Annotated in this window: 24 protein-coding genes and 1 pseudogene; 11 read left to right on the forward strand and 14 right to left on the reverse strand. The window is 26.9% G+C overall.

Annotation, left to right across the window (positions count from 1 at the left end):
• Positions 1 to 10: 10 nt before the first annotated feature.
• The 5 genes and pseudogenes from rpsO to Q1X91_RS05355 all read right to left on the reverse strand — a co-directional run bounded on the left by rpsO (position 11) and on the right by Q1X91_RS05355 (position 3,684).
• Positions 11 to 280, reverse strand: coding sequence for a 30S ribosomal protein S15 (gene rpsO / locus Q1X91_RS05335; RefSeq protein ID WP_300754105.1), 270 nt, complete (start codon positions 278 to 280; stop codon positions 11 to 13).
• Positions 247 to 1,182, reverse strand: a complete 936-nt coding sequence (locus tag Q1X91_RS05340) for a bifunctional riboflavin kinase/FAD synthetase (RefSeq protein WP_300754108.1) — start codon at positions 1,180 to 1,182, stop codon at positions 247 to 249. Before Q1X91_RS05340 ends, rpsO begins: the two co-directional genes overlap by 34 nt.
• A 21-nt stretch (positions 1,183 to 1,203) precedes the next feature.
• Positions 1,204 to 2,208 carry a hypothetical protein gene (locus tag Q1X91_RS05345; protein WP_300754111.1) on the reverse strand — a complete coding sequence of 335 codons (1,005 nt, stop codon included), beginning with the start codon at positions 2,206 to 2,208 and terminating at the stop codon, positions 1,204 to 1,206.
• Between the two features lie 49 nt (positions 2,209 to 2,257).
• A complete protein-coding gene (locus Q1X91_RS05350) occupies positions 2,258 to 2,635 on the reverse strand; it encodes an STAS domain-containing protein (protein WP_300754113.1) in 378 nt (125 codons plus the stop codon).
• A gap of 66 nt (positions 2,636 to 2,701) precedes the next feature.
• A pseudogene (locus Q1X91_RS05355) lies at positions 2,702 to 3,684 on the reverse strand (aromatic ring-hydroxylating dioxygenase subunit alpha).
• A 463-nt stretch (positions 3,685 to 4,147) separates the two neighbouring features.
• On the opposite strand from Q1X91_RS05355, the gene ychF reads away from it, so the two are divergent.
• The 3 genes from ychF to Q1X91_RS05370 all read left to right on the forward strand — a co-directional run bounded on the left by ychF (position 4,148) and on the right by Q1X91_RS05370 (position 7,659).
• Positions 4,148 to 5,248: a redox-regulated ATPase YchF gene (gene ychF / locus Q1X91_RS05360; protein ID WP_096736808.1), complete on the forward strand. Its 1,101-nt coding sequence runs from the start codon at positions 4,148 to 4,150 to the stop codon at positions 5,246 to 5,248.
• 58 nt (positions 5,249 to 5,306) lie between these two features.
• Entirely contained in the window at positions 5,307 to 6,554 is a 1,248-nt protein-coding gene (locus tag Q1X91_RS05365) for a chloride channel protein (RefSeq protein ID WP_300754118.1), read from the forward strand.
• A 217-nt stretch (positions 6,555 to 6,771) separates the two neighbouring features.
• Positions 6,772 to 7,659 carry a hypothetical protein gene (locus Q1X91_RS05370; RefSeq protein WP_300754121.1) on the forward strand — a complete coding sequence of 296 codons (888 nt, stop codon included), beginning with the start codon at positions 6,772 to 6,774 and terminating at the stop codon, positions 7,657 to 7,659.
• 466 nt (positions 7,660 to 8,125) lie between these two features.
• Here the strand turns inward: Q1X91_RS05370 and Q1X91_RS05375 are convergent, their stop codons facing one another.
• The 3 genes from Q1X91_RS05375 to Q1X91_RS05385 all read right to left on the reverse strand — a co-directional run bounded on the left by Q1X91_RS05375 (position 8,126) and on the right by Q1X91_RS05385 (position 10,059).
• Complete coding sequence (locus Q1X91_RS05375) at positions 8,126 to 8,746, reverse strand: DNA alkylation repair protein (RefSeq protein ID WP_300754124.1); 621 nt, start codon at positions 8,744 to 8,746, stop codon at positions 8,126 to 8,128.
• Positions 8,747 to 8,850: 104 nt separating this feature from the next.
• Positions 8,851 to 9,351 (reverse strand): DUF2262 domain-containing protein, encoded by a 501-nt coding sequence (locus tag Q1X91_RS05380; protein ID WP_300754127.1) that lies wholly within the window; start codon positions 9,349 to 9,351, stop codon positions 8,851 to 8,853.
• Between the two features lie 90 nt (positions 9,352 to 9,441).
• Entirely contained in the window at positions 9,442 to 10,059 is a 618-nt protein-coding gene (locus Q1X91_RS05385) for an AAA family ATPase (protein WP_300754130.1), read from the reverse strand.
• Between the two features lie 206 nt (positions 10,060 to 10,265).
• Between Q1X91_RS05385 and Q1X91_RS05390 the strand changes: the two genes are divergently transcribed.
• From Q1X91_RS05390 to Q1X91_RS05410, 5 genes are all read left to right on the forward strand, one after another.
• Entirely contained in the window at positions 10,266 to 10,805 is a 540-nt protein-coding gene (locus Q1X91_RS05390) for a ferritin family protein (protein ID WP_300754133.1), read from the forward strand.
• Between the two features lie 134 nt (positions 10,806 to 10,939).
• Positions 10,940 to 12,469, forward strand: a complete 1,530-nt coding sequence (gene rny, locus Q1X91_RS05395) for a ribonuclease Y (RefSeq protein WP_300754136.1) — start codon at positions 10,940 to 10,942, stop codon at positions 12,467 to 12,469.
• A 32-nt stretch (positions 12,470 to 12,501) separates the two neighbouring features.
• Positions 12,502 to 13,317 carry a TIGR00282 family metallophosphoesterase gene (locus tag Q1X91_RS05400; RefSeq protein ID WP_300754139.1) on the forward strand — a complete coding sequence of 272 codons (816 nt, stop codon included), beginning with the start codon at positions 12,502 to 12,504 and terminating at the stop codon, positions 13,315 to 13,317.
• A gap of 28 nt (positions 13,318 to 13,345) precedes the next feature.
• Positions 13,346 to 14,395 (forward strand): hypothetical protein, encoded by a 1,050-nt coding sequence (locus Q1X91_RS05405; RefSeq protein ID WP_300754142.1) that lies wholly within the window; start codon positions 13,346 to 13,348, stop codon positions 14,393 to 14,395.
• Positions 14,396 to 14,620: 225 nt separating this feature from the next.
• Positions 14,621 to 15,310: a hypothetical protein gene (locus Q1X91_RS05410; RefSeq protein ID WP_300754144.1), complete on the forward strand. Its 690-nt coding sequence runs from the start codon at positions 14,621 to 14,623 to the stop codon at positions 15,308 to 15,310.
• Between the two features lie 533 nt (positions 15,311 to 15,843).
• Here Q1X91_RS05410 and Q1X91_RS05415 read toward each other — a convergent pair.
• The 4 genes from Q1X91_RS05415 to Q1X91_RS05430 form a co-directional block, all read right to left on the reverse strand.
• Positions 15,844 to 17,019 carry a DUF4384 domain-containing protein gene (locus Q1X91_RS05415; protein WP_300754180.1) on the reverse strand — a complete coding sequence of 392 codons (1,176 nt, stop codon included), beginning with the start codon at positions 17,017 to 17,019 and terminating at the stop codon, positions 15,844 to 15,846.
• An 86-nt stretch (positions 17,020 to 17,105) separates the two neighbouring features.
• Positions 17,106 to 18,053 carry a ParB/RepB/Spo0J family partition protein gene (locus tag Q1X91_RS05420; RefSeq protein WP_300754147.1) on the reverse strand — a complete coding sequence of 316 codons (948 nt, stop codon included), beginning with the start codon at positions 18,051 to 18,053 and terminating at the stop codon, positions 17,106 to 17,108.
• Between the two features lie 46 nt (positions 18,054 to 18,099).
• A complete protein-coding gene (locus Q1X91_RS05425; protein ID WP_300754150.1) occupies positions 18,100 to 18,606 on the reverse strand; it encodes a GNAT family N-acetyltransferase in 507 nt (168 codons plus the stop codon).
• Between the two features lie 32 nt (positions 18,607 to 18,638).
• Positions 18,639 to 19,403, reverse strand: a complete 765-nt coding sequence (locus Q1X91_RS05430) for an AAA family ATPase (protein WP_300754152.1) — start codon at positions 19,401 to 19,403, stop codon at positions 18,639 to 18,641.
• 223 nt (positions 19,404 to 19,626) lie between these two features.
• Between Q1X91_RS05430 and Q1X91_RS05435 the strand changes: the two genes are divergently transcribed.
• Positions 19,627 to 19,959, forward strand: a complete 333-nt coding sequence (locus Q1X91_RS05435) for a DUF1232 domain-containing protein (protein ID WP_300754155.1) — start codon at positions 19,627 to 19,629, stop codon at positions 19,957 to 19,959.
• A gap of 284 nt (positions 19,960 to 20,243) precedes the next feature.
• Entirely contained in the window at positions 20,244 to 21,083 is an 840-nt protein-coding gene (locus Q1X91_RS05440; protein WP_300754157.1) for a tetratricopeptide repeat protein, read from the forward strand.
• Here the strand turns inward: Q1X91_RS05440 and Q1X91_RS05445 are convergent.
• Positions 21,037 to 21,990: an Rpn family recombination-promoting nuclease/putative transposase gene (locus Q1X91_RS05445; protein ID WP_300754160.1), complete on the reverse strand. Its 954-nt coding sequence runs from the start codon at positions 21,988 to 21,990 to the stop codon at positions 21,037 to 21,039. The genes Q1X91_RS05440 and Q1X91_RS05445 overlap by 47 nt on opposite strands.
• Before the next feature lie 226 nt (positions 21,991 to 22,216).
• Here Q1X91_RS05445 and Q1X91_RS05450 point away from each other — a divergent pair, with 226 nt between their 5' ends.
• Complete coding sequence (locus Q1X91_RS05450) at positions 22,217 to 22,594, forward strand: hypothetical protein (RefSeq protein ID WP_300754161.1); 378 nt, start codon at positions 22,217 to 22,219, stop codon at positions 22,592 to 22,594.
• A 236-nt stretch (positions 22,595 to 22,830) separates the two neighbouring features.
• Here the strand turns inward: Q1X91_RS05450 and Q1X91_RS05455 are convergent, their stop codons facing one another.
• The gene (locus Q1X91_RS05455; RefSeq protein WP_300754162.1) at positions 22,831 to 24,129 is read right to left on the reverse strand and encodes a glutamate-5-semialdehyde dehydrogenase; all 1,299 of its coding nucleotides are present in this window, start codon (positions 24,127 to 24,129) and stop codon (positions 22,831 to 22,833) included.
• Positions 24,130 to 24,148 lie beyond the last annotated feature (19 nt).

The raw sequence follows: 24,148 nt of genomic DNA on the forward strand, positions 1-24,148 counted from the left end.
TAACTTCAAATTATTTTCTTAATTTTAATCTTTGTATAAGACTTTTATAGGCTTCTATATCAGTTTTTTTTAGATAGTTAAGAAGTTTTCTTCTTTTAGCAACCATTTTCAAAAGCCCCATTCTGGAATGATTATCTTTTGTATGAGTCTGAAAATGACCTTTTAAATAAGTTATACGATTAGTTAAAAGTGCTACTTGTACTTCTGTAGAACCTGTATCATGTTCATTTTTACCAAACTCTTTAATTATTTTTGCTTTTTCGTCTGCAGTGATAGACATTGTTTTGTTCTCCTTTTGAAATATTTTCTTATCTTTTTTTCATCATTTTCTAATAATTTTTTTACTTCATCTATAGAATTAACTTTTATGTTATCTCTTATATATTTTAAAAGTACTACAGTAATCTTTTTGCCATATATCATTTTAGAAAAATCTAATAAATGGCTTTCTACTCTAAGTTCTTTATTAATATTACTAACACCTATAAATGTTAGGGCATGATATATAGTATCGCTGTTTCCTATTTTTACAGTAGAACTATATACACCCATTTTAGGTATAAAAATACTTTTTGGTATTTCCAAATTGGCAGTGGGATAACCTATTTTTCTTCCCAAAGCATTACCATGAACTACTAATCCGCTCATAGAATACTCTCTTCCAAGCATTCTATTAACACTTGTCATCTCTCCATTAGAAAGGGCTTCACGTATATTTGAGCTTGATATTTTATCGCCTTTATAATTAAGGAATTTTATAAAACTTACTCCTATACCGCATTCTTTGGAATATTTTTTTAAAAATTCACTGTCTCCCATTCTGTCTTTACCGAATGCAAAATCTGCTCCTACGGCAATATGTTTCATGCGGTAATATTCTATAAGTTTGTTAAAGAACTCTTTAGCCTCCATTGTATAAAATTCTGGTAAAAAGTCAATAACAATTATATAATTAATACCTAATGCCTTTATAAAACTATTATTTTCTTCTGTATTATATATAGATAAGTTTTTCTTTTTAATAACTATTGCTATAGATATGAGGTTATGTTTTTTAGCGTATTCTACAGTGTATTTAATAAGTTTCTGATGACCTTTATGTACGCTGTCAAATTTACCTATCGTTACAATACTATCTTTTTTTAGGGCTAATTTTGAGAAATCATAGATAATGCGATTCATTTTAGTATTCTTTTTTTATCCTTAGTTTGTATCGGTTTTTTTATCATTATTGAGTATTCTTTTTAAGATTAATGATATTAGTATAATAAGTACTGATATAACAAATAAATATATATTCATAGTCCAGTAATTCATATTACGTACTACAAATTCCAATAGATTATAATGTTCTATAGAGATAGCAAATATTATTTTTATTACAGCATATATTACAAAAGCATTTAGTATATTATGATATATATATTGTCTTGAATTTAATGATAATCCAAGCATATAGAAAGAAAAAAACATAACAGCAAAATTAATAAATAAAATAATAATGGCATAAGGCGGTATATCGCTTAAGGTTACTATTTTGAGCATTGCTGTTATAATAGGAAATACTTCAAAGCCAAATATTACATCTGCTGTAAAATTTGATACATAATTGTCTAAAGAATTTCTAGGAAATACTGTAGAAGTTTTTGTTGTTTTGGTTGTTCCTGATATCTCAGTAACTTCATGCAAGGATATTTCTTTTTCTGTAAAATAAATATAATCGCTTAAATATAGTTTGCCTTGCGATGTATTATCTATAAATATAGCATTTTTATATGTATTATCCAGTAATTTATATCCTACTCTTATTAAATAGTTATCAACTTTTGTTAAAAATCTGCCGTTTTCATCTACAAATAAAGAGCTTTTATCATTAAGTTCATTTCTTAAATAGTCTATATTTTTATTAAATATAACTGTATAAGCTGGGTATATAGAGGCTACAGCTGCTATAACTATCATCGTTATTACTACAGAAATATTTCCTACAAACTTATTTAAAGAACCTATTACTATCATAGCGGAAGTCGCTGCAACTATAGTGATGGCAAAGAAATAATGCTCCATCAAATTTTTTATTAAATCGGCATTTATATTTTGGTATATATTATTTGTATCTAAAACTTTAAAAAAGTATATTACAAAATACAGTACAAAAAATATTATGAAAAATACTGCTAATGTTATCAAATTTTTTACAATCTTCATGTTTAATATATTATACTACAATAAGAAAAATTCAAGTACAAAAATAAAATTAAGCTGATTTAATATCGGTTAATATACCAAAATTATAAAAAGCATCGTTTATATTATTAAAAGATTCTATATAATGCGATAATTCCATTAAATTATAATCATTTTTTACCATTCCGCATATTCCTGATATAACTAAATCGCCTTTTTGATGAATTAAATCTTTTTTTAAATTGATAAAATATTCCCATATATCTTTTTCTATAAAAAGACATTTTGAAAGGTCTAATATTATATTATTAATATTTTTTATTAAAAACTCTGAAAATAGTTCTTTTAATTGAGGCAAATGTTCATTATAGATATTATTATATAGTGAAATAATAATAACTGAATTATCTTTAAAAGAATAGCTAGTTTCTAATGAAATACTCATCATGGCTATACTTTAACAAATTTATCATTTTTAGTCAATGAATTTTTTTGAATTTTCTTTTATAAATATTTATATAGAAGAATTATTTTCCTTTTTTAGTTTATCTCTTGTGCTTCTATACATTATTATAGGTTTATCACCCTGTATTAATTTTTCTTCTTTCATACCCAAATATGATTCTTTTTTAGACTGAGTTTTTACTACATTTTTATCTTGTTTTAATACAATATCTGAATATTTTTTGCCTATAAAGTTTATTATATTTTTTATAAAAGGAATATTCACTATTTTTTGATAGAATCTCATATATACTACTGTATTTTCATCGTCTACAGGGGCAAATACTCCGAATATACGCATTTTTTCAAATATATAATTCTGCCAAGTATTTGGGAAATAAAAGTACAGAAAATATTTAAAATCCTCTTTTTTCATTTCTGATGCACTTAAAGCCTTCTGACCATTATCGATAACATTATTTACATAAAATTTTAATGTATTATTATTTTCATCTAGTTCAGCCAAAGGACCATTGACAACTGTTTTGTTTCCTCTTCCTATAGTGTTATGATGTACAAAAGATATATGCACTACATCAAGCTGATTTTCTATGCATCTTGTATAATGATTATTCCATTCATCTCTAATTGTAGAATATGAGAATTTCTTATCCTTCAAATCATCTGGAAACATTATTTTATCATTAATTTTATCTTTATCTCCATACCAAAACCAAATAAATCCGTACAATTCTTTAGCTTCATATCCCTCAACAAAAAAGTTTTTATTAACTTCAGTATTTTTTCCGTTAGCTGGAATCATTACTGTTTTTCCGCTTTTATCAAACTGAAATCCATGAAAAGGGCATGTTATATTATTGCCGCATACTTTCCCATGTGATAATGAAGCTCCTCTATGACAGCATTTATCATCTATACAGCATATATTATTATTAGAATCTCTCCAAAATACCAGATTTTTATTTAATCTCTTAGCAAAAAGAGGTTTACTTCTTTTGAATCTAATACTGCATACCACATATTATATATCATAGCTGTATCCTCAAACTTTTTAATATATTACTAATTATATATTGTTTTATTAATAAATAAACACTTTATAAGATGATTTGCAAAAATTATAACAAAAAAATTTAATTATTTATAAATATTAGAAGTGCTGCAATTTTGTACATGTATATAAGGCTTGTTTCAAAACTAATTTTATTTATTAATTTGGCTACTAGTCCTGCGAAGCACACAGTTATGCTGTAGGCAAGCGAAAGACCGCATATTTGCATACCAAAATATAAATTATATAACATATAAAATATTATCAAGTACTTTTGAAATAAGTCTAATAAATTATAAATTAATAAAAAATTTTTTATTATACTTTTTAATGTACTTGTTATTAATATTTTTTAATATATAATATTACTACAAAAAATAATTTTATAATATGTTATTATAGAAACAATTTTTTAAACTTAAGTATCTTTATAAGGAAATAATTATGGCTTTATCTATAGGAATAGTAGGACTTCCGAATGTAGGAAAATCAACACTTTTTAATGCTTTAACTAATGCTCATGCTGAAGCGGCTAATTACCCGTTTTGTACTATAGATAAAAATGAAGCTACAGCTATAATAAAAGATGAAAGAGTTGATAAATTAGCAGCACTTTTCAAATCAAAAAAGAAAGTTTATAACACAACAACATTTGTAGATATTGCTGGACTTGTAAAAGGTGCTTCAAAAGGAGAGGGATTGGGCAACAAATTTCTTTCTCATATTAGAGAAGTTAATGCTGTTCTTCATGTTGTTCGTGTATTTGAAGATGGGAATATTACACATATCGGAGATGTTGATCCTTTAAGAGATTTAGATATTATATTAACAGAGCTTATGCTTGCAGATATTGAAACTGTTAATGCCAGAATGGAGAAACAAAAAAAGATAGCAAAAGGTGCTAAAGTAAAAGCGGCTGAAGAGGAAGTTGCTTTACTTGAAAAGATACTTCCAGAATTAAATAATTTTAAGCCGGTATTTAGTCTCGATTTGACAGATACAGAAAAAGAAATATTAAAGCCATTATTCCTGCTTACAGCTAAAAGTATGATGATAGGGGCTAATTTATCAGAAAATGAACTTGCAAATCCAGAGAAAAATCCTAATTATGTAACATTACAAAAATATGCAGATGAAAGAAATATTGAGTTGATACCTTTCAGTGCCAAAATAGAAGCAGATTTACAAGATTTAGATGAAGAAGAAAGATTAAGCTATTTAGAAGATTTGGGAGTAAAAGAATCAGGTGTTGCAAGGCTTACAAAGGCAGGGCACAGATTATTAAAACTTTTAACATTCCTAACTTCCGGAGAAGATGAAACAAGGGCTTGGACTGTAAGAGAAGGTGCTTATGCTCCTGAGGCTGCTGGTGTTATACATAGTGACTTTGAAAGAGGTTTTATCAGTGCTGAAGTTATAAATTGTGATAAACTTTTAGAGCTTGGAAGTTTTGTTAAAGCCAAAGAGGCTGGTGCTATAAGACTTGAAGGAAAGCAGTATCTTATGCAGGAAGGCGATGTTGTAACATTTAGATTTAATGTTTAATTGTCAAAATTAATAATAAATAAAAAAACATATAAAAATAAAAACACCGATTAGAATAATGAAACTGAATTTTGAAATTAAATATATAAAACTTTTTGTATTGTCGGCATGTATAGGTGCCGTTGTGGGCTTTATAGTTTCTATTTATAGATTAATATTGTATAGACTAAGTGTTAATGTATTTTATGTTTCGAATTTTATATTAGACAAATGGTATTATCCTATACTTCTTTTTATATTTCTCATAGGTATGGGCTGTCTTATAGGTTATATATTAACGCAGTACCCTCAGATAAGAGGTGCGGGAGTTCCTCAGATAAAATATTATATATCTTTGCATGAACCCAAAAATATCTTTTTTGAAATTTTATTCAAACTTTTTGGAAGTATGATATCTTTTGCAAGCGGTATTTCATTAGGAAGAGCTGGTCCTTCTATGCATGTAGGTATGCTTGTAGGACTTTTCTTTCATAAATATTTTTCTAAATTATCAAAATATAGAAGGTATTTACTTGTTTCTGGAGCATGTGCGGGAATGACAGCTACTTTCAGTGCTCCTTTTACTGGAATTGCTTTTTCTTTTGAAGAGCTTGGAGAACAGAAAAACCATATAGTGTTTGTATGCATAGTTTTTTCTTCAATAGCTTCAATATTAGTTGTGGAGCATATAGTGGGTCAGGGATTTATACTTAATTTTGACTTGCCTAAAATACTTGAAGTAAGACATTATATATCTATTCTCCCTTTTGGTATAATATGCGGAATACTTGCATCACTTTTAAACTTTCTTATGAATTTCTTTTCTAAGATGTATCAGAAAATTCATAATGATATAATACGGCCAGTGCCTGCATTTCTGCTTGCTGGTTTTATGATAATGTTTTTTCCTTATGTTTTAGGAAGCGGTGATTTGCTTATAGGAAGTATTGTTAAGGATAAATTTTCTGTTTCTATGCTTTTTATACTTATATTTGTTAAACTTTTTTATACTTCTGTATGTGCCACATCTGGTGCTGTAGGAGGAGTATTTTTTCCTACATTTATACTAGGAGCTTCTATAGGCTCTGTATATGATACCTTTCTTATTAAATATTTTCCAGATTATGCTGTATATGGTGATTTATTTATACTTCTTGGCATAACTTCTCTTATGTCTGGAATTACTAGAACACCTATAATGGTATGTATATTAATACTAGAGATATCAAATTCTATTTCAAACTTTTCCGCTCTGGTAATGACTGCCATTATATCATACATGGTTGCTAAAGTTCTTGGTGTAACTTCAATATACGACCAAGATTAATCTATTATTTGGAAAGATTATGGAACTTTATCAGGAATTATTTAATGATTATTTAAAAGAATATTATAATGTTTTTGAAGAATTATTAAATTATTTAGAAAATGATGATAAAGAATAACTTGAAATTAATATTGCTCCATTTGTATATAAAGAAGATAATGGGGCGGAATATACAAAAGATAAAAATTATATTGAAAGATTAAAATTAGTTTTATCTATGCTTTATCATAAAAATAGAAATGATTTAATGAATAAAAAATCATTTGAAGATTTGCTTGTTTTTTTGTTTGAAGAAGAAATAAAAGATAGACAAACTAATTCTTATCAAGGTATAGGTACTTCTTTGGAAATTATAAGTTTTTTATTTGTCAAACTTTATAATGGTGATATAAATAAATTACTCTCTAAATATAAAGATTTATTTGATAAAGCAAAAAATGCAAACTTTGATTGTAATTGCGGTTATGGTATTGATGATTATAATTATTATAATGAAAGATTAGATGAATTAAGTATAGATGCCGTAATATCATATTCTATAGATATTTATGAATTAGAATTATTTTCAAAACTTCTTGATATATGGAAAGGTAGTGTAAAAGAATGGGACAAAAAGAATTTAGATAAATTAAAATATTATGTGTCATTTATAGAAAATAAAGAATCTTTACTGGAAACTGCTAAAAAACTTTTTGAAATGACTCTTAAAGAAAATGAAAGTAATTGGGAAATAGTTTCTGCTTTAAATAGTTATCTTAAATCTTTAATTGATAATAATAAATATGATTATGCTTGGCAATTAATATCAAAATATATGAACAATATAAAAAATATTCAAGATTATAATTTTTATGACATTAATTTAGGCAGATATATAATAGAAAGAGCAGCGGATATAATGCTTAATATAAAAGATAATGAAACAGAAAAAGAAATATGGGCTTTCATAAGTGAGCCTTTTACAAATAAACATTCTTCTTTTTATATAAAATTATACGAAAAAGTATTATTATGCTGTGATATTGTAAAAGATAAAAAATTACAAAATAAGATATCAAAAGAGTATCAGAAAGAATTAAAAAAAATCAAAGATATATTTAAATAATTATTAAAATATACCTAAACAGATATAGTTTGTCAAAAAATAAATTTTTAAATTTTAGTATTTGTGGTGACTAGCCCTGCGAAGCACACAGTCGTGCCGCTCCCCCCCAGTTCTTTTGTTGGCACATACGAAGTACGCCTGCGGCGAGAACCAAAAAGACTGCATTTTTAGCTACAATTTCGGGCATTACCATACATTTAATACATATCTTTAAAATATAAAGTTCTAGCAATTGCATTTTTCGTGAAACGTATCCTAAGGATAAAAACTTTGGCGAAGCCCACAGAGCGTGTGCTGCAAAAAAAAAAGTTGATAATTTTGTATAATGTGTATCAATTGACAAATCGTAATTGTTCCAGTATATAATATTATCAAGTACTTTTGAAACAAGTATTATATATTTATTTGTATTTTGAAGCTTTAATAAATCAAAAAAGTTGATAATAAATTTGAAAAATTATGAACTTTATTGTTTTATAAATTTATTTACTAATTTATAAACTTGTTTTATTTCTTTTATTTCTAAATTCCAGTTATTTAATTCTTCTTTAATTAATTTTGGATATTTTTTGCTTATATCTCTTAAAGCATTACCTACAGATTTTCTAACATATTCGCTATTATCATGTTTTAGATTTGATAATCTTTTAATTGCTTCACTAGGATTTTCTTTGAAGTATGGTTTGTTTGTCCATATTCTTAAACCTTCAGTTACAGCACGTCTTGTATTAGGATTAGTATCATTCAGCCATTCATCAATAATTGATGCAGATTTTTCATATCCTAATATTTTACAGTGTTCATCAAAAGACTTTGCCAATATTTCCTGAACTCTCCAATTATTGTCTTTAGAAACTACATCTTTCATAAAATTAAGAATTTCTTTGTTTTCAGATAAATAACCAAATAAAAACACTGAGTACATTCTTACTTGATAGGAATCTGATTTATAGGCTGAGTATGCTAATTCTTTAATATAAGAATTATTATTAGATTTGAAATCAGATAAGGCTTTTTTTTCTATTTCTTTAAATCCGTTGGTTATTTCTGAAAATTCTTTTTCTAAGTTCTTAATGTAGTCTTTCAACTATATTCTCCTGTAATATGCCAATTATGATTTGAAGTTTAGATTGAAAAATAGATATATTTAATTAAACATATTTATATTGTTTTATTTGTATAATTTTTGTATTATCCAGCTATATCTCCGTATTCTATCTTTCTTTCACCGTCAATATAAACTATTAATGAGTGATGTTTGAAATAATCCGGCTCAAATAGTATATGTAATGTGGTATCAGGTCTTGTTTCATCTTCATCAAAATCTATTAATATAGTATCTATATACATAGCATTAAAGAAATCTTCATCTTTAATAGGTATATTTATGATTTCTCCAGACTGATTTTTATATGTATTTTCATCTATTTGTTCACCAGTTATAACCCATTCTTCTGCTAATGCCAGACATTGCTTATCTATAAGAAAATCTGAAACATCTTTTTTATGCTCATCAATCCATTTTAATATTTCATTAATTTTATATAAATGTTTCATAAGCATTTTTGATTTATCAGCTCCTTCTCCAAAATCTATTAATAATGATATTTTTTCATCATTCCATAAATCACAATCCGATTCGTACGAGAAGTAGTCGTTTTCATAAAAATCTTTAATATCTTTATTCTTCATAAATAAATCCTTTTTTCCCTAAATATCATATTATATAATTTTATATGGCTATTAATTAAATATAGTAATATATTATTAATTTTCAAGTTTTTATATATTTTTTTTTATAGCATTTATTATTATAGAGCATATATCTTCATCATTAAAGTATCCGCTGTCTATGGTGAGGTTATAATTGGTCATATCGTCCCAATCGCCTCCTGTATAGTATTTATAATAATTTGCTCTATATTTATCAGTATTTTTAAGCTGAGTTTCTGCATTTTCCATTTTTACTCCGTATTCATTGGTTATTCTCTGTATTCTTCGGTCATTTGGGGCATGAACAAATATATTGAAACATTTATGACAGTCTTTTAATATAAAGCTTGCACATCTTCCGATAATAACACAGTTTCCCTTGTTTGCTATATTTATTATAACTTCTCTTTGTATCTCAAATATTTTGTCAAGGGTTGAATCTCTAGTTTTTGAAGCAAATGGACTTGAAAAAAACTCTTTATGAAATGCACTGAAAAATAGATTATCATTGGTAAATTTTTCTTCTTTTGATTCGAGATACTGCCTGTTAATACCTGTTCTTTTAGCTACTACCTCTATTAATTCTTTATCATAAAAATCAAAATTAAGTTTTTTTGAAAGCATTTCCCCTATATTCCTTCCTCCGCTTCCGTACTGCCTGCTTATAGTTATTATTATATTCTTCATATTCACCTTTTAGCGTATTTTATCCGAAATATTATATTATAAAATAAAATTTATTCATTATATATTATTGTAATTTTTAATATATTTTTTAAAAAAAAGTTTGATTTTTTTTTACTAATTGATATTATATAGTGAAGTTAATCTTAATAAATAAGAATTATTTTTTATAAATAAATATATACATACAAAATGGAGGAAAAATAAACATGGCTGCTAAAACATTAGAAGAAGTTTTATATTCAATATTTCAAGGTGAATCTAATGCTGCAAATAGATATAGTTCATTTGGAAAAGCATCAAGCAATAAAGCTGTTCAGAAAGTGTTTTCAACAACATCTTTGGCAGAAAAAATACATGCTGAAAAAATGAGAAAATTAGCTTTAAGAAGCGGATTAGATATGACTAAATTTGTTCCAGAACTTAACCCAGTAGCTCCTGCAAGCGATAGAGAAAATTTAGAAGCAGGCATAAAAGGGGAAGTATATGAATCTACTATACTTTATCCTCAGTTAGCTCAGGTAGCTGTAGAACAAAAAAATAAATTAGTAAGTGAAACAGTAAACTCTTTGGGAAAAGTAGAAACTGAACATGCTAAATTATTCCAAGATATTATAGATAATTTTCTAAATAAGGATGCAGATGTAACTTTTTATCTCTGTCCTAGCTGCGGCAATATATACAGAGATAAAGCCCCTGAAACCTGCGAAACTTGCGGCGGTTCCGGCAAAATGTTCCAAAAATATTAATGCATTAATTTATTTATAAAATCGTTTATATACTTTTACAATCAAATAATATTATTGACTTTATATAAAAATCATGTTAAATAATATTGTTGTAAAAAATGTATTAAATATCAAAAATAATAACGAGGTGAAATATGAACATACCTTTAATAATCACCTTCGTTGTAGTTGCGTTTGTTTTTGGATATATAACCCGTTTTGTCATAGCGAAAATAAAGCTTAACTCTACGGAAATAACAACACATAAACTGCTTCAAAGTGCAAGAGAACAAGCAGAAAATGAAAGAAAGACTATACTTTCTGAAGCTAATTCTGAAATACAAAAAGAGCGTAGCAGATTAGAAAATGAGAATAGAGATAGAAAAGCAGAGATTCAGAAATTAGAAAATAGAGTACTACAACGAGAGGTCAATCTTGATAAAAAATCTCAATATTTGGAAAATAAAGAACATAATATTGAGAATAAAATGAAAAAGATTAAAGAACAGGAAGAAAAGTTATCTTCTGTAATAGAAGAAGCAGAAAAAGAATTGGAGAGAATAGCTGGTCTTACAAGAGAAGAGGCCAAAACCAATTTGATAAAAGAAATAGAAGAAGATGCCAAAAAATCTGCTACTAAAATAGTGGATAATATAGAAAAAAATGCTATAGAAACAGGTGAAAGAAAGGCTAGAGAAATAATAGTTCAGACTATACAGCGTCTTTCAAGCGAAGTAGCACAAGAGTCTTCTGTAACTTCTGTATCTTTGCCTAGTGAGGAAATGAAAGGAAGAATTATAGGGAGAGAGGGCAGAAATATAAGAATGCTTGAAACGCTTACTGGTGTTGATATTATTATAGATGATACTCCAGAGGCTGTTGTTATATCATGTTTTGATCCTGTAAGAAAGCATATTGCCAAAGTTTCATTAGAAAAACTTATATTAGATGGAAGAATACACCCTGCAAGAATAGAAGAGGTTGTTGAAAGAACTAGAAGAGAAGTTGAAGATTCTATAATGGAAGCTGGAGAAAATGCCATTACAGATTTGAATCTTACAACTATGCATCATGAATTGATAAGGCATATGGGAAGGCTTCAGTACAGAACTAGTTACGGACAGAATATGCTTCTTCACAGTAAAGAGGTTGCAAATATTGCAGCTATGATAGCAGCTGAAATAGGGGCAAATGTTGACTTGGCTAAAAGAAGTGCATTTCTTCATGATATAGGTAAAGCCATAGAAACAGAAGGCGAAGGTTCTCATGCTATGAGCGGTGCTGATTTGGCTAAAAGATGCGGAGAGAAAGAGGAGGTTGTCAATGCTATAAGGGCACATCATAATGATGTTGATACTCAAACTGTCGAAGCGGTTATAGTAAAAGCAGCTGATGCTATCAGTGCGGCAAGACCTGGTGCTAGAAGAGAATCTTTTGAAAGCTATATAAAACGTTTGGATAATCTTGAAAAAATAGCTGACAGTATAGATGGTGTTGAAAAATCATTTGCTATACAGGCTGGCAGAGAGCTTAGAGTAATGGCTAAAAGCGATATGGTAGATGATGTTCAGGCTAAACAAATTGCCAGAGATATTGCTAAACGTATTGAAGATGAATTAAAATATCCTGGTATAATAAGGGTTACAGTTATTAGAGAGACTAGGGCTGTTGAGGTTGCCAGATAATTTTTAAATTTTTAATTAAAGGTAAATTAAAAATGTCTATAAAAAATATATTATGTCTTGGCGATGTAATTGGTGTTACAGGACGTTATGCTGTAAGAAGGCATTTAGAAGAGATAAAATTAGAAAATAATATAGATTTTGTAATAGCTAATGGTGAAAATGCTGCCAACGGTATAGGTATTACTAGAGATACAGCAGCTGAACTTTTTGACTCTGGTGTGGATGTGCTTACTTCGGGTAATCATATATGGAACAATAGAGATGTATTTGCTCTTATAGGCAATGAACATCGTCTGCTTCGTCCGTATAATTACCCAAATGATGCACCAGGTCTTGGCTATTATATATATGAGATGTTGGATTGTAAGATTGGCGTACTTAATCTTATGGGAAGAACATTTATGGATCCTTTAGATTGTCCTTTTAAAAAAGCTAATCTTGCAATTAAGCATATGAAAGAAAGAACTAATCTTATATTTATAGATTTCCATGCTGAAGCTACGGCAGAAAAAATAGCTTTTTCATACTATCTTGAAGGTCAGGTTTCATGTGTTTTCGGCACACATACTCATGTACAGACAGCAGATGAAAAGATATTATCTTCTCATACTGCTTATATATCCGATATTGGTATGTGCGGAAGCTACTATTCTGTTATAGGTATGAAAAAAGATGCAGCAATTGCAAGATTTGTTACAAAAATGCCTCATAGATTTGAAGTTGAAACTTCAAGCCCTATGATTAATGGTATTATAGTTCAGGCTGACACTGATACTGGTAAAGCAATATCTATTAAAAGAGTAAATTTTGTGTATCATAATGATATAGTAGAAAGGCAGGAAAAATAATAAAAATAATTTTTTAAAGACTGATATTATGGAAAATGATAATTCACCAAAAATATTTCTTAGACATTTTTTTATCTTTTATATAAAAGTTGCTGTTATACATACCCTTACATATATAGTTTTTGGTTTATTATTTTCTAATTTATTTAATTATGAATCTGTTTATAATGATCCTATAATAATAAATTTTATGAGAGGTTTTGAATCGCCTCTAACTGTTATAGGACCTTTTTTACAGCCTATAAGAGCCGTATTTATAGCTATAGCTTTATTTCCTATCAGAAGAATTATAGCCTCTAAATTGGGTTGGCTTATTGTATGGCTTATATTTATTTGTATAGGTGTTATATCTGCTCCCATCTCTGCTCCAAGCTCTATAGAGGGTATAATATACACTCAGATACCTATCAAATTTCATATAATTTCTTTTCCAGAGGTATTTATACAAACTTTAGCCTTTTCTCTTATATTATGGGTGGCTGAAATTATACCGCATAGTGAAAAAGAATTTTCTAATAGAGAATTTTTAGTTAAAATATTTCTTTCCGTTATCTATACTATGTTTGGTATATTTTTAACTTCTGTATGCGGAATAATTATTATGAATTTTTTAGAGTTAAATTATCAGGACGCCAAATTAGATAGAGGTACTATTTCATATCTAAGCACTATATCTATACTAACTATAATCATATCATATTCATTTGCTAATAAAGTATCTAAAAATAAATGGTGGCTTTTGCTTACTATACCTCTTATTTTAATAATTTATATAGCTTTCCCTTATGGTTATAATTATATATTTAATACAGTTTATAATAATAATATGGCTTTAATACCTTATATTTCATCTGCTGTCTTGATGGTTATTATTTACTGTCTTATATTTGTATTATTCTACGGCAAATTAAAAAATAGACATAAAAAAACTGAGGAAGTTTATAGAGAAGATAACAGTAATAAAGACTATAATGAAGTAAAAGTTATAGAAATTAATCCTGATGATGACAAAACAGAAGATGAAGATATTAAAGTTATAGAACTTACTCCTGAAAATGATGATTCTGATAAAAAGTAAAACTCCATTAATAAGACAAAAAGTTTAAAATGTCCATTAATTTATAAACAATAATAATGAAATGTAGTGCAAAATGTATTAAATGTATTATAAATATGTAAAAAATATAGTTTTTTGTTTATTTATGATAAATTTAGTTTACATTTCAAAACCTGTTATATTTACTTATATATTATTTAGTGTATTATTAACCATATAAAAATAATTTAATTTGAAGATACCATTATGAGAAGAATATTTTTTTATATAGCAATTATATTTATAAATAGTTTATTATTATTTTCAAAAGAAACAGTTGAAAGACCAGTTTCAGATAATCCTAATTTTAGCTCTTCGAAATTTAAAGATTGGCTTTTAGTAGCTACATTCGATAAAAATAATGTACCTAGTTTTCAATTCATCGATAAAACAGAGGATAAATATTGGGAGCTTAATAATGAAGATACTAAAGAGTATATGTACAGCGGTAAAAATTCAAAAGCAGGTATATTCTTTATATCGAGCATGAAATATTATCAATACCGAGGCTATAATCCTTTATATACAGCCAAAAGAAACAGAGATAATGCCGATGCTATGAAACGTTTTTATTTTTACAGGTTTACTGGAAAAGGCGGCGGAATAATATCATTAGATAATACATTAGTTGCTGTTGATATATACACAAAATATGTTTATATATATGGTATTCCAGTAGAAGAGGATACCGTATTTGGAGTGGAAGTTCCGTTAAGATGGGGACCTTCTGATAATGTTATTTACAAAGGCTCTCTTCTTCCTTTCTATGAGTATGATCCTGTAGGACATGTAAATGAAGATGGTACGGTTGTCTTATATCCTTCTTATCAGAACTCTTTTTTGGATAAAGTTAATCGTTATCAGCCTTTTTATAACAAAAAATATATCTATAGATAATTTTCTAATCTGATAAAGTTTTATTAACATAAAAAATGCTATTGCTTTATTAATAAGGTGATAGCTATTTTTTATATGTTTTTTATTTTTATCAGAGTTTTTTGAAAGTATTTGATAAAAATTATTTAATTAAAAAATTATAAATATAATGTTTACAGCTGTATTACTTATTATTTTAGTATATACCTAAACGACTATAATTTGTCAAAAATGAAGTTATATTTTGTTTTTAATATTGGGGATTTGCCCACCACACTGTGTGCTACGCAACACCCCAGTTCTTTTATTGGTATAAAAGAACCAAAAGAACTGTATTTTTAGCCTAAATTTATGGATATACACTACATTTAATACGTATATATAAAATAGTATATATAAAATATAAAGTTCTAGTAATTGCGTTTTTTGCAACTTTTTTGTGCGGCAAAAAAGTTGATAATTCTATATAATGTACATGAATTGGCAAAATGAAATCGTTCCAGTATATACATAAACAAATATAGTCATCAAAAATTAATTTTTTTAATTTTAAATTATTCTTCTATTGTTTCTGTTTCTTCTTCTGGTGGTATTTCAGGTATGGATTTTAAATAAATCGATGATATCTGCCAATTATCACTATTCATATATTTAAGTGTGGATTTTAATTTCATAGTAAACTCGGCTGTTTTATTTTTATTGCATATTTTAAATCCGTCTCCTGAAAAATATGTTCCAGTAATCCATTTTTGTTCTTTTTTTGTATAGAGGCAGTAAAATGAATCCTCGCCTAGAGGAGGTCGGCTTACTATTTTAAATATTGAGTTTTCGGGAGGCACTATATAATTTTTTCTTGCTTCTATTTTATTATGGTATTGATTATCTATGTAATTATTAAAATCATTAGGGTGCATTAGTATTACAGTTCCGTCATTTTGAAAGGCAAATATATATATATATCCTTCTGTATTGGATCTGAAATTTAATGAAAATGATTCTCCTTCTATTATTTCTCCAGAATTATATATTGAATTAGTTTTATTTTCTAATGATATTCTGTCTATTCTTAAAGTTAAATTAATACCGTTTATAGGCGATTCAAATAATTTAAATATTTGGTTTGAAAAGTAAAACTCCAAATACGTGCATATTTCCTGTATTACTGATATAGTTTCTGATGATGTTTTAAGCTCATATTCTTTTAATGTTTCTATAGTTTCTGTATCAATAACTTTAAAATTATATTTTATATCATAAAGTTCTTCATCACTTTTTTCATCAGCAGCTTTATCTGTACCTTCAGTTTTTTTTCCTATGCCGTATTCTATTAAATCTCCCAAATCTTTAATTTCATTTGTAAGAGTTACCCCATTTGTAATAACTATATCATTACTTATTATATTATTTGTAATATTATAATTACTAAGAACTGTATTTATATTATTAGAATCAATTACTATATTATTATTTGAAACTGCATTATTTGTATTTTTTAATACTTTTTCACTGTCCATTATAATAGCTACTTTTATATTAAGATTAGAAGCTATAGTTAATCCTTGTTCAAGTGTTAATTCATTGGTAGAAAATAATTTTTTTTTGGCTCTGTCTACTGATATAGAAGTTTTTTGTTTTAAATATGCAAATCTATTTATAGTTCTTACAATTTCTTTTCTTAAAGGCTCATTAGCCCTTAAACTATGATCCAAATCTATAGTTGCTATAGGCATTCTCTCTCTTGAATAAAGGCTTGATGCTATTAATAATGATGTAAGAAGTATGTATAATAAAAAAAACTTTGACTTCAAATTGTCTCCTAATATTCAAGAGTAGGTATCGTGCTGTTTTCTCTTTCATGTATTTTATCAAGCATATCCATAATTCTTGATAAATCATCGCTGCTGTAATATTCTATAACTATTTTTCCTTCTTTGCCGTTCTTATCTATAACATTAACTTTTGTAGAAAATATCTTTTCCAAATCATTTTCTAACTGTCTTATATTAGGGTCTTTTTTTATTTCTTTTTTAACATCTTTTGTATTATTTTCATTATTTTCCTGTAAGTTGTTATCATTTTTTCTTTCTTTTACTATTTTCTCGCATTCTCTAACTGAATATCCGTTTTCTATTATTTCTTTTGCAAATGCTTCTCTTTCATTTTCATCGGCTAATGATAATATAGCTCTAGCATGACCTTCTGTAATTTTTGATTCTAATATTAAGTTTTGTATATTTTCGCTTAAATCTAATATACGCATTGAATTTGATATAGTACTTCTGCTTTTTCCAACACGATTGGCCAATTCTTCTTGTTTGATATTTAAATCATATATTAATTTTTTGTAGCTTCTTGCTATTTCTATAGGGTTTAAATCGGCTCTTTGTATATTTTCTACAAGCGTAAGTTCAAGCATTTTTGAATCATCTATGTTTTCCAAAACTAATGCAGGTACTTTATCTCTATTTAAAAATTTAAATGCTCTAAATCTTCTCTCACCTGATATAATTTGATACTGACCGTCTTTTTCTCTTAAAGTGATAGGGTTTATAAGTCCGTTTTCTCTTATAGATTCTGCAAGTCCCTGTATTTCTTCTTCATTAAAAATTTTTCTAGGCTGGTCTGGGTTTACATCTATAAGAGAAATATCTACTTCTAATACTCCTCTTTTTTCTGCCTCTTCAGCTGCTTTTCTAATTTCACTGTCAGCAGATTTTATTAGTGCATTCATACCCTGACCGCCAAGTCCGCCTTTTCTGCTCATAAAACCCTCTTAATCTTTTTAATCTTTATTTAATTAACATATTATATTATTTATTGATAACTTTTTCAAATTTAAAAAACTCTTCAGGACCGCTGTCTATTCCTTCAAGTTTATTATATTGATTATAAAAAGCAACTATATGAAAACCGCATTTATTTAGATAAAAGTTTATATTACGCTTTTCAAAATACGGAGTATAACATGTCCAAATTTTTGTTTGAGGATATTTATTTTCTATAGCTTTCCAAGATAAATATCCTATTTTTTTATTTTGATGTTCTGGATATATAAAAAAGAAATGAAGTTCATTATGATTTGTTTTATCATTTATTTCTACTATAGTTCCGCCTACTTTTTCATTATCAAGTATTAAATGATAAGAATATGTACTATTTGTATTTAAAGATTCATCAATATCTTTTTCTTCTGGGATTTTATCAGTAATATCATCTCCAAAATAACTTTTGGCACCAAATATGAATGATTCTTGTAATTTATTTTTAAATATAGAAATATCTTCTTTTCTTACATCTTGTAAAATAATATTATTCATACTATCAATATCCTTATATTAAAAAATGATAATTATTTAGATTTTTCAATAAACTCTTTAGCAAATTCTTTGTAGCTTCTAGCCCCCACGCAGTCCTTGTCATAATCACTTATAGCCTTACCGTATGAAGGAGCTTCGCTTAAACGCACATTTCTAGGTATCATAGTTTTATATGTTTTTTCTTTAAAGAAATTTACAACCTCTTTTACTACATCAGAAGATAATTTTGTTCTGGCATCATACATAGTAAGAAGTACTCCCTCTATTTTCAATTCTTTATTAAGATTTTCTTTAACAAGTGCTATAGTGTTATTAAGTTCAGCTACTCCGTCTAAAGCATAGAACTCGCATTGTATAGGTATAAGAACAGAGTCGGCAGCAGTTAGAGCATTAAGTGTTAGTATACCCAAAGTAGGAGGGCAGTCTATAATAATATATTCATAGTCATTTTTTACAGTTTCTATAGCTTTTTTTAATTTGTATTCTCTGGCTATTTCATTAACAAGTTCTATCTGAGCACCCACCAAATCTGAGTCGGCTGGTATTAAAAATAGATTCTCCTGATATGTAGGCATTATTACTTCTTTAGTTTCAGCTTCTCCTATTAATAAATCGTATACGCTTTTTTCCATCTTATCTCTTGTAATGCCGATACCCAAACAAGCATTTGCCTGAGGGTCTATATCTATAAGAAGAGTTTTATGACCCATTTTTGCTATGCTGGCACTTAGATTAACTGCCGTAGTTGTTTTTCCAACTCCGCCTTTTTGATTGACTATAGCTATAACTTTAGACATAAATATATCCTTAAACTAAAAACTATCATGAAATTACATTATTATATCAAAATCAGGCATTTTATCAAGTTTTTTATTATCTAATTTTATACTTAAAAATATATAAAATACGCATAAAGTATTGACAAATCAATATTATTATATATACTATTTTAATGATATATTAGTTTAATTTTTGTTTAATTTAAGTATTTTTGCTTAAAAATCATAACAGGAGTTTTTTATGAGTGATTATAATAACGAGTATAATGATAATTCAAACAAACCAGCACAGTCTGGAATAGTTCCTTGGATACCATTGATATTGGCTGTTATATATACGGTTTCACCTGTAGATTTAGTTCCCGATGTTTTGCCTGTTGTAGGCTGGTTTGAGGATGCATTATTTCTTTTAGTAGGAGGGCTTAACGGAATACAGAATGGTGTTGTAGAAGCTAACAGTTCTATAAGAAAAATAATTAAGTTCATAAAATGGGGGCTTTTAATAGTTGGAGTTATAGGGATTTTAATAGTTGTTCTTTTGGTAGTTTTGGTATTCAAAGCAGCTGCGAACTAAAAAATAATATTATAATATTAACACATACTAATTATTATTGGTATGTGTTTTTTATTATTTATTATTGTATAAAATATTTGACAAACAAGTATTATCATATATACTAATATAATGAAACATTAATTTAAGGTTTATTTTATGTTAAAAATAAAATCAGAATTTTAATAAACTTTATTAATCATTCTTTTGATTCAAGATTAAAGTTTTAATATTTAAAAACACTTAAATATATTAGTGTCTTTCTTTTTATATTTTTAATCCATTATAATTAAAGGAGTGAAATTATGAATTTTACACAGAAGGAACAAAACTATTATGAACTTATATTAGATATGTTAGATGATGGGATTATAGATGACAGTGAAAGGAGTCTATTAAATAAGAAAAAAGATAGATACGGATTATCCGATACAAGAGCAAAGGAGATAGAAGATTTTGTATTGCAGGAAATACAAAGTAAAAATAAACCTAAATTTAATACGGAAGGTGAAGAAGAATATTATGAGCTTTTGGAAGATATGCTTGATGACGGTACTATAGATGAAAGTGAAAGAAGTCTATTAAACAAAAGAAAATCTAAATATGATATATCAGATGAAAGGGCAGAAGAATTTGAGGATTATATAAAAAGTATTAAAGGAATTTATAATTCTAATGATGATTTATTAGAACAAGGGAAATCATATATTAATGATGAAAATTATGAAGAAGCTATAATATGTTTTAAGAAATTAATAGAATTAGAACCTCATAATACATATAATTGGGGTTGGTTAGGTGCTTCTTATATACATAATTGGAATTGTAAAGAAGCTATAGAGTGTTTGGATAAGGCGGTAGAATTAAATCAAAATATTGCTGATCATTGGAATTGGTTAGGAAGATGTTATTATACTATTAACGAATATGAAAGAGCTATAAGATGCTTAAAAAAGGCTGTAAAATTGGCACCTCATTATGCAAATAATTGGTATTGGTTAGGTCGTTCTTATGAAGGTAATGATAATAGTGAAGATGCTATAAAATGTTTGAATAAGGCAGGAGCTTTAATAAAAATCTCTTGCCTTTTTATACTTTTTATAGTTCTTCTATTTCTTTTATACTCAAACCTGTTAATTCACTAATAAGATTAAAATCCATATTCCTATTTTTCATGTTTTTTGCCATAGATATTTTTGTTTCTTTAATACCTTCTTCTCTGCCTTCTTCTCTGCCTTCTTCTCTGCCTTCTTCTCTGCCCTCTTCTCTACCTTCTTCTTTAGATCTTTTTAAATCTAATTCTATACTTTTATTAAAAAAATAAGTATCTACTTCTCTTTTTTTATACTTATCCATTACAGGAGTTTCATTTACAAAAGTTAGACATTTTTTTTCTACTTCTTCAAATATTGTATTTTCTTTCATTAAGACAGACATATCTTCTCCTTTAAAGAATTTTATCCAAGAAATGAATTCATTATGTATATTATTTAAATCATCTGATTTTGGAATATTTTTTAAATTAAATTTAGGAAGCTCTATAAAATGTAATTGACAATGGTCTGTAAGTATTTTATTATTATTTAATTCTTTTAAAACATAACAGTTGTGTACTTTATCTTCATCTGTAAGAATAAAGTTTGTAATATTGATACTTACAGTAGGATTTAATTCATTGTAAATTCCGCCTCTGTTTATGCTGCTGCTATAATTATAAGCCCAATAATACAAAGCTCTTTTAATAAAATCTTCATTTCCTCTAGCTTGTATTTCTATTAATACCGTTATGCCTGTTTCAGTTGTTGCCTTTATATCTACTATTGATTCTTTTTCATCGTAGTTTTCAGCTATATTAAATGGGTTTAGTATTTCTATTTTTTCAAAAGTAGCAAAATTTAGATCTTTAAATACTGAATTAATAAAATGTAAAGCTATATTTTCATTTCCGCTATGAGAAAACAGATAACGTATAAAGTAATCATTAATTCTATTTAAATTATTAACAGTTATAGGTTCATTTAATATCTGCTTTAATTTTTCTAAATCTTTCATAATTTTTATTATACTAGATTAATTATAAATGTAAATATAATATTAATAAAAAAGTATTTAGGAGTTTGGATTTTTATGTATAAAATATTTACATTATATATATTTGCTTTTATGTTAAATAATATAATTCTGTTATATTATATATTTTTTTTACTGTATTGACAAAATTTTCATAATATATATTATATGGGGTATATTGTATTATAACAATATTTAGGAGGTTTATATGATTAATAAGAAAAGGATTCTAAAATTTATATTGTTGATGGGATTGCTTTCATTAACATCTTTATTTTTGACATCATGCTCATCACTATTTGACTCAGCATCAAAATTCAGACCTTATGATTTAAGAGGTACTTGGAGAAATAAGGATAATTACAGACAAAGATTTACGATTTCTTCTTATGGTATATTAACTTTTTATAATGATGATGGTTCATATAGCACTCATTATATTGAGAATTGGGATAATGAGAAGTATAATGAAAAAAGTTATTATGATTTAGTTATACCAAATCTTCCAATTTTAGGAAATATTACATTTTATTTTACAAGTGATAGAGAATGTGAAATAAGTTATGGAAGTGTATCTCTAGCATAACTTATTATTTTGAAAAAGTAAGCTAAATAAAATATTAAAAAATAAAAACAAGCTGATAATTTTGAAGTTATCAGCTTGTTTTTTTATATTCTGTCTTATTATTTTATTCTTTTATGTTTAAAACTAGCTCTATGGCTCACATAATCTTTTATTATTGCTAATAAAAATTGTTAGTTAAATATATCATGCCATTCTAACGAATAGCAGGTACTAACAATTTTTATATTGTTTATATTTTATTTTATTCTCTTATGCTTGAAGCTGGATTTATGAGTAACGTAATCATTAACTATCTGATAGTTTCCAAAAATTTTGTACTTGTATATTGTTAAGCCTTCCAAACCTACAGGACCTCTTGCATGCGTTTTGTTTGTAGATATTCCCACTTCCGCACCGAAACCATATCTGAACCCGTCAGAAAATCTTGTAGAAGCATTAGAGTATACATTGGCAGAATCAACAAATGTCATAAACTTTTCTATATTGTCTTTATTTTCTGATATGATTGAGTCTGTATGATGAGAGCCGTATCTGTTTATATGATTGTATGCTTCTTCTGTATCTTTTACTATTTTTAATGATACTTCCTTATCTCCATATTCGAAATGCCACTCTTTTACTTCGCCTATGTCTTGAGTATTTAATATTTTTTTTACTTCTTCATCACCGTTCATCTTTATTTCATTTTCTTTAAACAGCTTATAAAGTTTTGGCAAATATTCTGAGGCTATATTTTTGTTTATGAGTATAGTTTCAACAGCATTGCAGGCACTTGGATACTGAGCCTTTGAATCCAAACATATTTTTAATGCCTTATCCTGATTGGCACTTTCATCTATATATAAATGACATATACCGTCAGCATGTCCTAATACAGGTATGTTGGTATTTGATTTTATATACTGTACTAAGTTGTTTCCTCCTCTTGGTATTATAAGATCAATATATTTGTCCATTGATAATAATTCTTTTATATCTTCTCTTGTGAATACTAAATTAACAGAGTGCTTTGGAAATTCTTTTATATTGTTTAGAGTTTCTTCTATTATATTAAATATAGCTTTATTGGTATTTTCTCCCTCGCTTCCTCCTTTAAGTATAACAGCATTAGAAGACTTGATACATAAAGAAGATATTTGTGATATAACGTCTGGACGGGCTTCAAATATTACAGCAATTAAACCAATAGGGCAGGATATTTTTTTTAATATTAAATTGTCATCAAGCTCGGTTTCTAATAATACCTTATTAATAGGGTCTTCAAGTTTAACAACATCTCTTATACCAGATACAACATCTATTAATTTATTTTCATCTAGTTTTAATCTGTTAAACATTGATTTAGAAATTTTGTTTTCGTCAAGAAGTTTTTGAGCGTATTCTAAATCCTTTTTATTGGCTTCAAATATTTTATCTTTATTTTTTTCTATTTTTTTTGCTATTTCAAGTAAGGCTTTGTTTTTTATATCAGTATCAAGAGATTGTAATATATATGCGGCTTCTTTTGCATTTTTTACTAAATCTATTAATTCCATAATATTCTCCGTAATATTC

The sequence above is a fragment of the uncultured Brachyspira sp. genome, assembly GCF_949287625.1.
GTDB lineage: Bacteria > Spirochaetota > Brachyspiria > Brachyspirales > Brachyspiraceae > Brachyspira.